This window comes from Listeria grayi, assembly GCF_900638015.1.
GTDB classification, from domain to species: domain Bacteria; phylum Bacillota; class Bacilli; order Lactobacillales; family Listeriaceae; genus Listeria; species Listeria grayi.
The window spans coordinates 1,946,516-1,960,464 of sequence record NZ_LR134483.1; the positions used below are offsets into that span (position 1 = coordinate 1,946,516).

Genomic DNA, 13,949 nt, shown 5'->3' on the forward strand with positions numbered 1-13,949 from the left:
GAAAGCGCTATTATGACAAAACTCATTGGAAATTTTTAACGTATTTTCATGTTCTTCTGTCAAACTAAAGATAAGCTTTGTGAAAGGGGGAACCTCATATGGACTGGTGGCATCATCTTATGGCTTTTTTCAGTGCCGATAATCTTACAGTGCTACTCGATAAATACCGTTCTTTTGGTCTGTTGTTTGCGTTCGGATTGCCATTTATTGAAGCATTCCTACCCTTTCTGCCGTTTATTGCTTTTGTGATCGTTAATGTGAATGCTTATGGTCTCTTCGGCGGATTTTTGATTTCTTTCTTAGCAGCGACACTTGGCAGTTTTGGTGTTTTTGTCCTTGCAAGAAAATATGGGCAGACTCGTTTTCTACGCTTTATTACCAATCATCCTGCTATCAAGCGGGTAATGGAATGGATCGAACGCCACGGATTCTCACCGATTTTCATTTTGCTGGTAATGCCTTTTACTCCCTCATCTGCGGTAAATGTGGTTGCCGGCTTATCAAAAATCCGTGTACTTCCCTTTTTGCTTGCCCTTGTAAGCGGCAAACTGATCAAGGTGTTTGCTATCAGCTATGTTGGGTTTGACTTTGTAAACATCATCCACCAACCTGTGAAGGCAGCTATTTTGATTATCAGCGTCTTCGTTCTTTGGCTGGTTGGTAAACGACTAGAAAAATGGATGTCCCGTAAAGACTTAGCGTAGTGCCTTTTTAAAGATAAATTGTTCGCCGAGCTTTCCGATCTTGCGTTGGGTCGTATCGTGAAAGCCGACTTTCTGATACAGCTTTTGACCGTTTTCGTTAGCGTGATTGACTGCTAAAATAAGCACTTCTGCTTTGGGGAAATGCTGGCCTACAAATGCCGGTAATGCTTCCAAAGCTTCTTTCGCGTAGTATTTGCGGCGGTGCGCTTCGGAGATCGATAAGGCTCGGATCACGAGATGCGCTTCCCCGCAAAATTCAGTCATTGCATTTTCATCAAGGGCAAAAAATCCTACTAATTCTTGATCGACGATGATTTTGATCAATGCGCGCTCCGGCTTGTCTTTGCCGATCAATTCCTTGGGATGAGCAGTAAATTCTGTGTTTTCTAATAGGTAGTTTTCTACTTGCTGCTTTTCTTCTGTCTTTCCTTGAAAAATCTGTAGTTCCATATATTTAGTCCTCCTTACAATAGTAACCTGGCATCGTCTTGTCCAGTGATGCCAGGTTACTATTTCCGATTAATAAATCAAATCAATGAATTCTTCGGCTGTGATTTTTCCGAGATAATGTGGTACGTCTATGTCGGATAATGCTTCTTCCAATGTTTCCCGTTTGTAAGCGACACCTGTCAATTTTGTTTCAATATCCTCTACATCGCCGATCCCAAAAAAGTCGCCGAAAATCTTGATGTTTTCGATTGTGCCTTTTTCCACATCTAAGCGTACGTCTAAGCTTCCAGAAGGGAAGCGTTTGGAGCGTTCCAAGTTGAATTTAGGTGATTTGCCATAATTCCAATCCCAGTTCGCATAGCGAGCTTTAGAAATCTCATGGATACGTTGCCAGTCTTTTTCCGTTAATTTATATTCTTTCACATCTTCTACATGATCGACGTCAAAGATATACAAGAGCAATAGATCGCGGAATTCTTCTGTAGTCAACTTTTTGTCTAAGAACTGTGAAATATTGGCTACGCGGCTGCGGACAGATTTGATTCCTTTTGATTCAAATTTATCTTTACGCGGTTTTAGCGAAGCCGCTACGTGATCTAAATTCAGATCCAACATCAATGTTCCGTGAGAAAACATCTTTCCTCTGGTTGAAAATTGAGCGTTTCCAGAAACTTTATAGCCGTCGATCAATAGATCGTTGCGCCCTTCCAGTTTGGCATTGACACCGAGCCGTTTTAAAGCTTCTACGATCGGCTGCGTAAATTTAGCAAAATTATGGAAGGAATCGCCGTCATCTTTTGTGATGAAGCTGAAATTCAGATTCCCTTCGTCATGATACACTGCGCCGCCACCGGATAATCGGCGAACAACGATAACATCATTATTATCGACATATGTGGTGTCGATCTCTTCAACGGTATTTTGATTCCTGCCAATGATGATGGATGGTTTATTGATGTAAAACAGCAATACTGGTTCATCTAATTCCAGCTCTGTTAAAATAAATTCCTCAATCGCTAAATTGATACGTGGGTCTTTTTCATTGTTGTTGTCGACAAAATACATCTCTTTCTCCCCTTTTTTATTAAATTTCGATCGTCAAGCCTTTGGTCGCAATGGTGATCTTACCAGAGTATTTACTCTCTGCTTCTGCTTTTAGTTTACTTAAATCACCGACTTGCGGCAAGTGGCTTAAAAGTAGATGTCTAGTTCCAGCTTTTTGTGCCAATTCTCCCACTTCTGTGCTCGCCATGTGAACCTTTGATTTTCCAGCCATATCTTGGAAAAAATTTGTGTCAGTGATCAGCAGATCGGCTTTATCAGCAAATGGGATAAAACTTTCTTGGTAAGCGCTATCTGCTGTGTAGACGAGTGCCTTTCCTCCTGCTTCGATTCGGAAAGCGTAGCATGGAACTGGATGGATCGTTTTTAGAAAGGTTATTTTAAATGGTCCGATCTCAATCGGTTCATTACCGGAATATGCGCGGAATTCTGTCACACCCTCCATCGCCAGCAGTTTGTACTTTTCATCTTCTTGATGACCATAAATCGGTAAAACTTCCGGTTTCGGTGTTTGTTTGGATAGTAATCGAATGTGCTGCAAGATACCCACATCGGCAATGTGGTCAGGATGATAATGAGAAATGATCGCAGCGTCGATCGTTTCCGGCTGCGTATAGTTCTGCATAATGGAGACCGCGCTGGCGCCGACATCCATCAGCAATTGGAAACCATCTTCTTCTATTAAATAGCTGGACGTTCCTTCATTTGCAATTGGATAGCCGCCCCATTGCCCGAATACAGTCAATTTCATGTGAATTACTTCCTTTCTTTTATTATGCTTACCCCTATCATACAATAAAAAAAAGATCAAAACCACTTTTGCAAATGGTCTTGATCCGGTTCATTATTGCTGGAAATATTTACTTGCGGAGCTGTCAGCTATAGCTTCTTTTTTTGTTAATTTCCCAGTTGCAACAAAGCGTTTATCCGTTTCTGTCGGTTTGTCACAGGTAATCAATGTGATCGTTGCCTCTTTCGTTTCATCAAGCACTTCCACATTGGTATCCGGAATGATCTCTGTTGAATCGATCGTATAGGTGTAAATGTATTTTTGGTCGCTTAGATAAACTTTTGTACCTGCTTTTACTTGCATAAGTGGGCCGAACAAGATCGATTCCCGGCGCATATGGTGGCCGGCAAGCGCATAATTGCCTGCTCCCATTTTTTGTTCCTGCTTCATAGTGGTGGCTCCTGCTAATAGATTCGCAGTATTGGTTCCTTTTAAGATCAGTAAATCAATATCGACGGAAGGAATCGCGATCGCACCAACTACAGCTTTTTTATCAAATTTCATGGCTCCTTCTGCGACATTTCGCATGGAGGGCAGCTGAACACTGTCATAATCGAATTCTGCTTTTTTCTGGTTATTCTTTTCAATATCTTTTGCCGTGAACGCTGTGATTTTATTATGCTGACTCGTATATTTAACAATTTCATTTTTTAAAAAGGGAGATAAAATCAATAATACTCCGATGATCAACAAGATAATTGCAATTATTTTTTTTACCATTATTTCCTCCTTCTAGCTTTTTTCATTATAGCGGAATCGTTTTTAGAAAACAACTATTTCTAAGGAAGTTCCAACCAACCATTGTTAGCTGTGGCAAGTTGCTTCTTACCAGATAAATAGGGATTGCCGGCAACTGTGAATCGCAGTGGATAATGCGTTGCCATCCCCTTATTAGGAACACCGATCCTGCTGCTCATTGCGATTACAGTAGGCGTTTTGCCAGAGCGTAAGAAAATCGAATGATCAAAAAGACTTTTCCCATAGTCGTCCATCTTTATTCCCATAGCTTGTGTTAATTTGCCTGGTCCATTAGTAAGCTCGATGCCGTGCTTACCGTTTCGATTTGCTTCCATTTGAAGTTCATTGGTATATGGTTCGATGGCGCGGATCAAAACTGCCTCAGGGATTCCTTCTGCCATCGTGATGAAGTTCAGGAGTACTTGGCGATGCATCTGATAGGTATAGATCCGTCCCGGTTCGTGAAACATGATCTCGGTTCGCTTTGTCCGCAAACTCCGAAAGCTGTGTGCCGCTTGATCGGTTGGTCCCAGATATGCTTCTGTTTCTACGATATAGCCCGCGAACTCACCTTGTGGGGTGATATGGACTAGTTCCGTTCCCAGTAGATCCCGTGCTACTTCTATTGTTGTTCGGTTTTGAAAAAATGCTGCAGTTATTTTTGACTCCATTTCTGTTTTCACCTCTCTACCCGAGTGTATCAAAAAAGCGTTTAAATGACGACTATCGCAGCCAATGCTTTTATTCTTTTCTTTTTTTGCGGAGGTATGGTAAAATATAAGATAATGGGAATTGGGCGGAATTTTAGGTGACTAAAGAACTGCTTTTTTTATTTAGCTTAGGGAAAAAATATAATATAGCTTTAATTAGCGCTTAGGAGAGGTGTAACATGAAGGATAGGAAAGGAAAAATCCAAGGTTTTTTGAGTAAAAACTATGGTTTTTTTATTCTAGCCGTCATACTTTTTTGGCTGAAAACGTATATGGCATATCAGCTTGATTTCAAGCTAGGTATTGAAAACTTGATGCAAAATATTTTACTACTTATAAATCCAATCAGTGCGACCGTCTTTTTCTTTGGTCTAGCACTATTTGCGAAAGGACGCCGTTCTTTCATTTGGATGATCGTTATTGATTTTCTATTGACATTTGTTTTGTTCGCCAATGTGGTTTATTATCGTTTCTTCAGCGATTTCATCACATTGCCTAACTTAAATACGAAACAAATGCAAAACTTTGGGGATCTAGGTGGCAGTATTTCTGCATTACTACGTCCACATGATTTTCTTTTCTTTATCGATATCCTGATTTTGATCGGGTTACTTGCCTTCCGTTTTGTAAAACCAGATAAAACGGCTCGCATCCGTGCAAGAAAAGTAGTCGGAGTACTGACACTCGGTATCGCGATGTTCTTAGCAAACCTAGGACTTGCAGAAATCGACCGTCCGCAACTTTTGACAAGAACATTTGACAGAAACTACATCGTGAAGTATTTGGGTATGACGAACTACCAGATCTATGATGCAGTCAAGAGTACACAGTCTTCTACAGAACGTGCACTGGCAGACAGTAGCGATGTAACAAAAGTACTCAATTATACAAAATCAAAACATGCAGCACCGAACTCGATCTACTTTGGAAAAGCAAAAGGTATGAATATCATGTACATCCACTTGGAAAGTTTCCAACAGTTCCTGATCAATTATAAACTGCATGGTGAAGAAGTAACACCGTACTTGAACTCGTTCTTTAAGGATAAGAATACACTCAGCTTTACGAATTTCTTCCATCAAACTGGTCAAGGGAAAACTTCCGATGCCGAAATGATGCTGGAAAATTCCTTATATGGACTACCACAAGGTTCTGCTTTTACATCGAAGAGCCAAAACACTTATGAGTCTGCGCCAGCGATCTTTGGTCAGCATGGTTATACCTCTGCTGTATTCCATGGTAACTATAAGAGTTTCTGGAACCGTGACGAGATCTATAAACACTTTGGCTATGATCACTTCTTCGATGCTAACTATTATGATATGAATGATGAAGATGTTTCCAACTATGGACTGAAAGATAAACCATTCTTTAAGGAATCCGAGAAATACATCTCGAACTTGAAACAACCCTTCTACACGAAATTTATTACGCTAACGAACCACTTCCCTTATCCGATCGATGATAAGGAAGCAACGATCGCACCGGCTGATACTGGTGATAAATCGGTTGATACGTATTTCCAAACGGCTCGTTATCTTGATGAATCCGTGAAAGATTTCATGACGTACTTGAAGAAAAAAGGACTTTATGACAATACCGTTATCGTGATGTACGGTGACCACTATGGTATTTCTGACAATCACTCCGAAGCAATGAGTAAGATCTTAGGGAAAGACTACGATGCTTATCAAAATGCACAAGCGCAACGTGTTCCTCTAATGATCCATGTTCCTGGTGTCAAAGGCGGTATCCAAAAACAATATGGTGGCGAGATCGACTTGCTACCTACGTTGGAACACTTAGTAGGCATCGATAATAAAGATTACTTGCAATTCGGTACGGACTTGCTTTCGAAAGATCATAAACAGCTCGTTCCATTCCGTAATGGTGACTTTATTTCGAAAGATTACTCCATGATCGGCGGTAAATTCTATAACCAAAACGACGGTCAACCAATTGAGGATCCTACGAAAGAAATGACGGAAACAAAAGATTTAGTATCTAAAGAACTAGAACTTTCCGATTCCGTTCTGGCCGGCGACTTGCTTCGCTTCTATGCACCAAAAGGATTTGATAAAGTGAATCCGGATGACTATAACTACAACAAGAAGATCCAAGGTGACCCAAGCAAAGATAAAGATTTCGATAAAAAGAAACCTACCGAGAAAAACGATACGAAAAAATAATAAAAAAAAACGGCGTGAAGTTCATGAACTTCACGCCGTTTTTTTAATACTTATTTTCGCAGGTAAATATCCGAAACTAAATGATCGGCTCCTTTTGCCAACACAACATTGGCACGGTACTTGGTTTTTTCGATATTCTCTTTCAAATTGACACCATTGATCGTATCCCAGACCTCCAAAGCGAACGCCTCCGCTTCTTTCGTACTGATCTTCGTGTAGGGATGAAAATAGGAACTTTCGTCCTGAAAAGCCGTTTCACGCAGCATGAAAAAGCGTTCGAGGTACCAACGTTTGATATCTTCTTCCTTCGCATCCATATATACGGAAAAATCGAAGAAATCACTAGGAAAAATATTCGCCTGAATATCCGCCTGCAGCACGTTGATGCCCTCAATGATGACGATATTTGGGCGTTCGATCGTTCGCGTTTCTTCTAGAACATCATAAGTAAAATGCGAGTACATCGGCACATCGATTGTAGGCTTATTTTGCTTTAATTCTTTTAAAAAAGCAGCGAATCTTTCTTTATCGTAACTTTCTGGAAACCCTTTGCGATCCATGATCCCCTTTTCTTCAAGAATCTTATTGGGATAAAGAAAGCCATCTGTCGTGATCAATTCCACTTTGCGCGTCTTGGAGAACCAGCGATCGAGCATTAATTTGAATACCCGGGCGGTCGTGCTTTTTCCAACAGCGACGCTTCCAGCTAAGGCAATAATGAATGGAGCGCGTGTTTCCTTTTTTTGCAGGAAACGAAGCTTTTCTTCATGAATAAAGATTGCTTCATGATATTCCATAGCAACCAATTTTATCAGCGGCAAATAAATCTCTGAAATGTCCTCTAAGGAGATCCGATCGTTCAATCCCCGGATTTCTTCCAATTCTTCCGCCGTGAGCAGCTGGTCTTCACTGATTTCTAAATGCTGCCACATTTCTCTTTTAAAATGAAAATAGTTCTTATCGTCATTCATAGGTTCAGTCCGTCCTTTGTCGTCTGTTCTGCTTGATTTATTCCTTTTATAGCATACATGACTCGTTTTGAAACTGCAAGTCTTGATACCTTAGAAATAAAAACTTCGAAAGTAGCGCTGGATCACCAAGTGAAAAGGACTTTCCCCTACTGGCAAAGTCCTTTTCCGTGTTAGAAAATATCATTTAAAATTGTCTATAAACATAGACGTCTTTCGGTTTGTCGATTTTTTCGAAATGGGTTACTTGAAGTGCTGGAATGTTCATTTTAAATGGTGCATAGTTCTCTTCTGTTAGTTTTCCGGATACTTTTACCCAAGTATCATTTTTGTACTTTGCGTCGTCTGGCATATGGACGAGCATGCCGTAAACACCTGAATCCGCCACACAGTGGATGATACCGAAGCGGAATAGGAACAGATTGTTATCGTTGGTCACTTTGTCATTATAAACGAAACCGGTAAATTCAATGTTTTTCCCTTCAAATTCGCCGGGATAATTATAAATCAGTTCCATAGTCATTAAATAATTTTTATCGGTAATTTTGATTGTATCTTGATTGATGATGGAGGCTTTTTCTTTTTCCATCATTTTTTCATAATCGGTTTTTCCGAAATAGCCGCTGGTGTCTGGCCGTAGAAATTGATTCTGAGCGAATGGATCGTCACCGGCTGCATTGTTTTTAGGAAAATGGAAGCCTTTGGCAGAAACGATCGTTGAATCGAGGGTCGCTACTGGCACTAAGAATCCAGCTGCCAGTGCATAAAGCAACATGCCGTAAACAATGATTTTTTTCCACCAGCGATTTTCGCCTTCATGTGTATGACCATGATGCTCATGTTTTTCAATATCTTCATCGCGGAATACCATGATCAGCTGGATGATCCCTAGTAGAAAAGCTGCGATCATTGCTGCGATAGATAAATAGGAGTACCGCATATTGATATATTTACTGATTTCGCCATTGATATGCAGCTGCATCAGGTAAAAACCGAATCCGAGTAAAATAAAGACGCGAAACATGGGATATTCCCCTTTCTAAACGATAAATATTAATAGTAGTGCATATAAGAAGACAACGGCTGTCGCCCCTGCGACGATATAAAGAATGAATTTTGCTTTAAATGTACTTCCCATCATCAATAGGTTTTTGATGTCCAGCATTGGGCCAAAAACAAGGAAGGCAACGATCGATTGGGTCGAAAAGACGCTGCGGAATGATGCACCGATGAAAGCATCCGCTTCGGAACAAAGCGATAGTAGGAAGGCAAGTACCATCATCAATAAGATAGAGAGTACTGGGCCATGTCCGATCGCGCTCAGTGTGGATGTTTTTATGTAGGTTTGCATTGCCGCTGCAAGGAGAGCTCCAAACACCAGATACTTTCCGACAGAAAAAAATTCATCGACAGCATGTTGCAGCGTGTGCCAAACTTTTTGGCTAAATGATAGCTTATGATGGTGATGATGTTCGTGTGGATGTGTCTCCTCATGAACTGCTTCTTCTACGCGTAAAAAACGGTCTTTTAGCCCAGTTCCCTTGTAAAAATAAGCAATCGCATTACCAACAATGATCGCAACGACTAGACTCCCAACGATCCGCAAGATCGGCATTTCCCAAGTGCTGCCGAAAGCAACGTATGTAGAGAAGACGACGACCGGATTGATGATCGGCGCAGTGAGCATAAACGCGATCCCTGCATGAAGCGGAACACCTTTTAGCATCAGATTTCGTACGATCGGGACGATACCGCATTCACAAGAAGGAAAGAACACACCGATGACGGAACCGACAATAACGGCAAGGAATTTATTTTTAGGAATAATGCGGGCAATAAACTGTTCTGAAATAAACATTTGAATAAATCCGGCAATGAAGACACCGATCAAAACAAAGGGCAGTGCTTCAATCAAAATAGAAATAAAAATCGTATTCATTTGTAAAAATGAATGAGGTAAATGCGTAAACAAACGTATAATCCTTCTTTCTGCGAGATTCTAACTACAATCCATTTTTAATAACTATTCGATTTTAGTCCTATTTTTTTTTGAAAGCAAGCAGAATGGCACGGCTTTCACGCTTTTAGGAGGAAAGTACCTAAAAAAAATGCTGACTACCGGAAATCGGCAGTCAGCATTTTTTATATGATAAACCGCTTAGTCACGGTATTTTAGGTTGACGAATTTAACTTGCAAGTACTCTTCCATGCCAAAATGCCCATTTTCACGACCAAAGCCGGAATGTTTCACTCCTCCGAATGGCGTTTCCGGATTAGAGATCGCTACTTCATTAGCACCGACCATCCCATATTCAAGTCCGGAGCTTACTTGTTCCACGCGCGAAAGATCTTTCGTGTAGAAATAAGAAGCTAGACCGAATTCCGAATCATTAGCCAGTTTAATTGCTTCTTCCGTTGTCTCGAAAGTAATAAGCGGTACGACCGGACCAAATGTTTCTTCATAGAAAATGTTCATATCCCGTGTTACATTACCTAGAATAGTAGGCAGATAGAAGTTACCATTTTCCAGTCCGTCACCTGTCGCTTTTTTACCACCGACAAGCACTTCGGCACCTTTGGCTTTCGCATCTTTTAATTGATCCTCGATTTTATCGATCGCATCTTCGCGGATAAGTGGCCCTACGTCTACTTCATCCCAGCCATTTCCGACTTTTAGGTTTTTCACTTTCTCTACCAATTTTTCTTGGAAAGTAGAAAGAATAGACGCTTCCACGAAGATCCGATTTGGGGCGATACAAACCTGACCGTTATTACGGAATTTAGAAGCGATCAATCCTGCTACTGCATCGTCGATATTTGCATCGGCAAAAACGATGAATGGGGCATGTCCACCTAATTCAAGCGACAATTTTTTTAAAGTCTGACCAGATTGTTCAAACAGTGTTTGCCCTACCGCAGTGGAACCAGTGAAGGTGAGTTTGCGGACATCGTCGCTATCTGTCAGTGTCTTCCCGATCTCTTTGGAGCTTCCCATCACTAGATTGGCTACGCCGTTAGGTAGGCCTGCTTCTTCAAAAAGCTCAAAGATAGCAAGGGCGGATAACGGTGTATCACCGGAAGGTTTCAAGACCACTGTATTACCGGTTGCTAAAGCAGGGGCGATTTTTCTTGTTACCATCCCAGCTGGGAAATTCCATGGTGTGATCGCTCCTACGACCCCGATAGGCTCTTTTTTCACGATATAGGCATGATTATTGGGAGCGGGAATTGTTTCGCCATACAGACGTCGTGCTTCCTCTGCTGCCCAGTGAAAGTTTGCTGCTCCGGTTAGAAACTCACCTTTTGATTCTTTTAGTGGTTTCCCTTGTTCTAAAGTCATGATCGGGGCTAATTCTTCTGCGCGCTCTTCTAGTAAATCACCGATTTTATTTAAAATCGCGACCCGTTTCGCTAATTCTAACTCTTTCCATTCGCCAAATGCTTTCTTGGCAGCTTCGATCGCGCGTGTTGTTTCCGCTTCCCCGGCTTGAGCTACTTCGGTAAGTGTTTCTCCATTTGCTGGATTGATCACGGCTTTGGTGTCTTTTTTATCTCCGTCGATCCATTTTCCATCTATAAATAATTGGGTTTTCACGTTTGGTAAGTTTGGTTTACTCAATTTCGTTCACTCCTTCTAAAAATGTGTCTACCTAGTGTTTTCCACGAATATAGATTTTTAATCTTATTATACAAAAAAAGAAGAAATGGTTGCCCATTCCTTCTACTCGATCTCTTCATTGTATAAACTTTTTTGAACAGGGATCAGAATGTCCCGCTTACTAGTTTCGGTATAGATCTTACCATCTTTTTGCAAAATCTCGATTTTCAAAGGAAATGGATCGGAAAGTGGTGACTGAGCGGTTATATAAGGACGGTACTTGGTTGTTTCCATGTGCTTCTGCAAATGATCGTAACTCTCTTCCACAGGGGTATCCGCTTGATGCTCTGCCACGAAATACGTAAAAGACGGCACATCGAGTACTTCCATTTCTTCCGGTTTTTCAGGAAGATCATGCTTGATCCGTACCGCGTAATAATCACGCAGCCCTTCTTCCAGATCATGAATGACAACATGGTATAGTTCATCGGTGACAATGTAAGGACCGTTTTCCTCCGCAAATTGAGAAATATCTGCTAATATCGTGGAATCATTTTCTTGTTTACGTTTTGCTAATAAGGAAAATCCTTCTTGTTCTTCTAATCGAATGCTGCTAATTGCCATTGTCATCCACTCCTTCAAGGTTATTCTTCTTTCTAATTATACTTCGTCGTATTGAAAGTGACTAGTATCATTGAGTCTATCTAGCTTGAAAAGGCCGTTTTCATAAGTAAGTACGGTAACGCTGGCATTATCAAGTACGACAGATGGGTCCATCGAAGGCTCCAACTCATGGACGATATTTTTGATCGTGTTGCCGTGAGCGACGATCAAAATATTGCCGCCTTCTTCGCGATGGCGATTGATCACATGCAGAAAGCCTTTTTCAACGCGAGACCAGAATTCCATAAAGTCTTCCGCATCTCCTGTTGGATCGGCAGCTTTTGTCGCGTTCATAGTTTGTCTAACATCTGCACGCTGTTCAAGGTCTTCTTTCGAGGCGTAACCATTTGCTTTGGCGATTTTATCCCAAGCCACTGTACCGACTTCGCCTTCCAGCGAGCCGAAGAAAGTTTCACGGAATTCGCTAAGCGGTTCTAAAACTAGCCCGAAGCCGTGTTTGTTTTCTTTTAAAATATATTCGGCTGTGGCGATCGTACGATGTAGATCGCTGCTGTAGGCCGCAACGAATTCTGTATCTGCAAGCCCTCTTCCACTTGCCTTGACGACCTCGATCCCTTCTGGCGTAAGTGGTGTATCTGCCCAGCCTTGGATCCGCAAGTTTTTATTCAAATAAGTCTGTCCGTGTCTTACAAAGTATAAAGAAAGTTTTTTTGTCATGTTTAGCTACCTCCCATTTTCCCTTTAGTACTTAGCGCATTGTAACGAATTCTTCTGCTCCAGTAGGATGAATTGCTACGGTGCGGTCAAAGTCTTGTTTAGTCGCACCCATATTGATCGCAACTGCAAAACCTTGGATCATTTCATCAACTCCATAACCGATGCCGTGCAGTCCAACAATACGTTTGTTTTCGCCTTGGCAGATCAGTTTCATCTTGCATGGTTCACGGTTCTCTGTGATCGCGGTGTACATGGAAGTGAAACTGGATTGATATACTTGGATATCTTCTTCCCCGTACTTTTGAATCGCTTCTGCTTCTGTCAATCCTACTGTGCCAATGGCTGGATGGCTGAAGACGACGGTTGGGATATTTTCATATTCCAAATGTTCGTCAAGTTTGCCGTTAAATAGGCGCTCGGATAATCTCCTTCCAGCAGCGATCGCCACCGGAGTCAGTTCGAATTTCCCAGTCACATCCCCAACAGCATAGATATGTTCAGTAGTCGTATTTTGGTATTTATCTACTTGGATATACCCTTTATCCGTCAATCTCACTCCCGCTTTATCCAAAGCTAATTTGTCAAAATGCGGTTTGCGACCGATCGCCCAAATAAGCGCATCGACAGTTTGCGATTCACCGTTTTCGAGGTAAAGCGTCAAGCTGCCGTCCTCGTTTTTGACGACTTCTTTTGGAACTGCCTGTTTGTGTAAGTGCAGTGCCGATTTATCCATTATCTCTGTTAGTGTCTCCGATAATAGAGCATCAAATTTACGAAGCGGCTGCTCTTTTCGAACGAACAAATGGGTCTCTACTTCAAAGCTTTCTAATAATCCTGCAAGTTCCACGGCAATATAACCGGCACCAACAATGGCTACACGATCCGGTAAAGTCTTCCAATCAAAAAAGTCATCGGAAGTCTGGCCATACTGGCTACCCTTGATTTCCGGATAGATCGGTTGCCCGCCAGTCGCGATCAGAATGTGTTCAGCCGTGATCTGTTTACCATCTACTTCGATCGTATGGGCATCAATAAAGCTAGCATAACCTTTGATCCACTCGACACTATTGCTATCGAGACCGTTTTTATAGGAACCGCGGATTCGCTCTATGTATGCATCTCGATTAGCGACCAATTTCTCAAAAGAAATTTTATGGCTTGCTTCGATTCCGTAATCAGCAGCATATTTATTTAAAGATTCATTGATCTGCGCACCATACCAAGTTACTTTTTTAGGAACACAGCCAACATTTACGCATGTTCCGCCTAAATAATGGGGTTCGATAAGGGCACATTTCGCACCGTGCATCGCTGCCCGGTTAATGGAGGCGATCCCGCCGCTTCCTCCTCCGATAGAGATATAATCATAATCGTATACATGTTCCATATTTTCTCGTCC

At 41.6% G+C, this 13,949-nt stretch carries 14 protein-coding genes; 2 read left to right on the forward strand and 12 right to left on the reverse strand.

Going from position 1 to position 13,949, the window contains the following annotated elements; translation table 11 throughout:
* Positions 1-98 precede the first annotated feature (98 nt).
* Complete coding sequence (locus tag EL241_RS09445) at positions 99-704, forward strand: TVP38/TMEM64 family protein (protein ID WP_036106140.1); 606 nt, start codon at positions 99-101, stop codon at positions 702-704.
* On the opposite strand, the gene EL241_RS09450 is transcribed toward EL241_RS09445, so the two are convergent.
* The 5 genes from EL241_RS09450 to EL241_RS09470 all read right to left on the reverse strand — a co-directional run bounded on the left by EL241_RS09450 (position 696) and on the right by EL241_RS09470 (position 4,415).
* The gene (locus EL241_RS09450) at positions 696-1,154 is read right to left on the reverse strand and encodes a GNAT family N-acetyltransferase (protein ID WP_036106139.1); all 459 of its coding nucleotides are present in this window, start codon (positions 1,152-1,154) and stop codon (positions 696-698) included. The genes EL241_RS09445 and EL241_RS09450 overlap by 9 nt on opposite strands.
* 69 nt (positions 1,155-1,223) lie before the next feature.
* Complete coding sequence (locus tag EL241_RS09455; RefSeq protein ID WP_036106136.1) at positions 1,224-2,219, reverse strand: lipoate--protein ligase; 996 nt, start codon at positions 2,217-2,219, stop codon at positions 1,224-1,226.
* Positions 2,220-2,238: 19 nt separating this feature from the next.
* Complete coding sequence (locus EL241_RS09460) at positions 2,239-2,967, reverse strand: MBL fold metallo-hydrolase (RefSeq protein WP_036106132.1); 729 nt, start codon at positions 2,965-2,967, stop codon at positions 2,239-2,241.
* Positions 2,968-3,060: 93 nt separating this feature from the next.
* Complete coding sequence (locus EL241_RS09465) at positions 3,061-3,726, reverse strand: class A sortase (RefSeq protein WP_003754882.1); 666 nt, start codon at positions 3,724-3,726, stop codon at positions 3,061-3,063.
* Between the two features lie 59 nt (positions 3,727-3,785).
* Positions 3,786-4,415 (reverse strand): DNA-3-methyladenine glycosylase, encoded by a 630-nt coding sequence (locus EL241_RS09470; RefSeq protein ID WP_036106127.1) that lies wholly within the window; start codon positions 4,413-4,415, stop codon positions 3,786-3,788.
* Between the two features lie 218 nt (positions 4,416-4,633).
* On the opposite strand from EL241_RS09470, the gene EL241_RS09475 reads away from it, so the two are divergent.
* Complete coding sequence (locus EL241_RS09475; RefSeq protein WP_126320532.1) at positions 4,634-6,643, forward strand: lipoteichoic acid synthase; 2,010 nt, start codon at positions 4,634-4,636, stop codon at positions 6,641-6,643.
* A 50-nt stretch (positions 6,644-6,693) separates the two neighbouring features.
* Here EL241_RS09475 and coaA read toward each other — a convergent pair whose 3' ends face one another.
* The 7 genes from coaA to gorA all read right to left on the reverse strand — a co-directional run bounded on the left by coaA (position 6,694) and on the right by gorA (position 13,937).
* Positions 6,694-7,614, reverse strand: coding sequence for a type I pantothenate kinase (gene coaA / locus EL241_RS09480; RefSeq protein ID WP_036106126.1), 921 nt, complete (start codon positions 7,612-7,614; stop codon positions 6,694-6,696).
* A gap of 184 nt (positions 7,615-7,798) precedes the next feature.
* Positions 7,799-8,635 (reverse strand): TIGR03943 family putative permease subunit, encoded by an 837-nt coding sequence (locus tag EL241_RS09485; protein ID WP_003754878.1) that lies wholly within the window; start codon positions 8,633-8,635, stop codon positions 7,799-7,801.
* Positions 8,636-8,650: 15 nt separating this feature from the next.
* Positions 8,651-9,583, reverse strand: a complete 933-nt coding sequence (locus EL241_RS09490) for a permease (protein WP_003754877.1) — start codon at positions 9,581-9,583, stop codon at positions 8,651-8,653.
* A gap of 186 nt (positions 9,584-9,769) precedes the next feature.
* Complete coding sequence (locus tag EL241_RS09495) at positions 9,770-11,230, reverse strand: NAD-dependent succinate-semialdehyde dehydrogenase (protein ID WP_036106122.1); 1,461 nt, start codon at positions 11,228-11,230, stop codon at positions 9,770-9,772.
* Between the two features lie 102 nt (positions 11,231-11,332).
* Positions 11,333-11,833: an effector binding domain-containing protein gene (locus EL241_RS09500; protein ID WP_036106118.1), complete on the reverse strand. Its 501-nt coding sequence runs from the start codon at positions 11,831-11,833 to the stop codon at positions 11,333-11,335.
* A 36-nt stretch (positions 11,834-11,869) separates the two neighbouring features.
* Positions 11,870-12,550, reverse strand: a complete 681-nt coding sequence (locus EL241_RS09505) for a histidine phosphatase family protein (RefSeq protein WP_003754874.1) — start codon at positions 12,548-12,550, stop codon at positions 11,870-11,872.
* A gap of 31 nt (positions 12,551-12,581) precedes the next feature.
* Positions 12,582-13,937 (reverse strand): glutathione-disulfide reductase, encoded by a 1,356-nt coding sequence (gorA, locus tag EL241_RS09510; protein ID WP_036106116.1) that lies wholly within the window; start codon positions 13,935-13,937, stop codon positions 12,582-12,584.
* Positions 13,938-13,949: the final 12 nt, after the last annotated feature.

Bases quoted from the DNA above. Each gene is read 5' to 3' on its own strand.
- EL241_RS09485 (WP_003754878.1), bottom strand. From the start codon at position 8,635: ATGTTTCGCGTCTTTATTTTACTCGGATTCGGTTTTTACCTGATGCAG.
- EL241_RS09505 (WP_003754874.1), bottom strand. From the start codon at position 12,550: ATGACAAAAAAACTTTCTTTATACTTTGTAAGACACGGACAGACTTAT.
- EL241_RS09445 (WP_036106140.1), top strand. From the start codon at position 99: ATGGACTGGTGGCATCATCTTATGGCTTTTTTCAGTGCCGATAATCTT.
- EL241_RS09500 (WP_036106118.1), bottom strand. From the start codon at position 11,833: ATGGCAATTAGCAGCATTCGATTAGAAGAACAAGAAGGATTTTCCTTA.
- EL241_RS09455 (WP_036106136.1), bottom strand. From the start codon at position 2,219: ATGTATTTTGTCGACAACAACAATGAAAAAGACCCACGTATCAATTTA.
- EL241_RS09460 (WP_036106132.1), bottom strand. From the start codon at position 2,967: ATGAAATTGACTGTATTCGGGCAATGGGGCGGCTATCCAATTGCAAAT.
- EL241_RS09465 (WP_003754882.1), bottom strand. From the start codon at position 3,726: ATGGTAAAAAAAATAATTGCAATTATCTTGTTGATCATCGGAGTATTA.
- coaA (WP_036106126.1), bottom strand. From the start codon at position 7,614: ATGAATGACGATAAGAACTATTTTCATTTTAAAAGAGAAATGTGGCAG.
- EL241_RS09470 (WP_036106127.1), bottom strand. From the start codon at position 4,415: ATGGAGTCAAAAATAACTGCAGCATTTTTTCAAAACCGAACAACAATA.
- gorA (WP_036106116.1), bottom strand. From the start codon at position 13,937: ATGGAACATGTATACGATTATGATTATATCTCTATCGGAGGAGGAAGC.
- EL241_RS09450 (WP_036106139.1), bottom strand. From the start codon at position 1,154: ATGGAACTACAGATTTTTCAAGGAAAGACAGAAGAAAAGCAGCAAGTA.
- EL241_RS09475 (WP_126320532.1), top strand. From the start codon at position 4,634: ATGAAGGATAGGAAAGGAAAAATCCAAGGTTTTTTGAGTAAAAACTAT.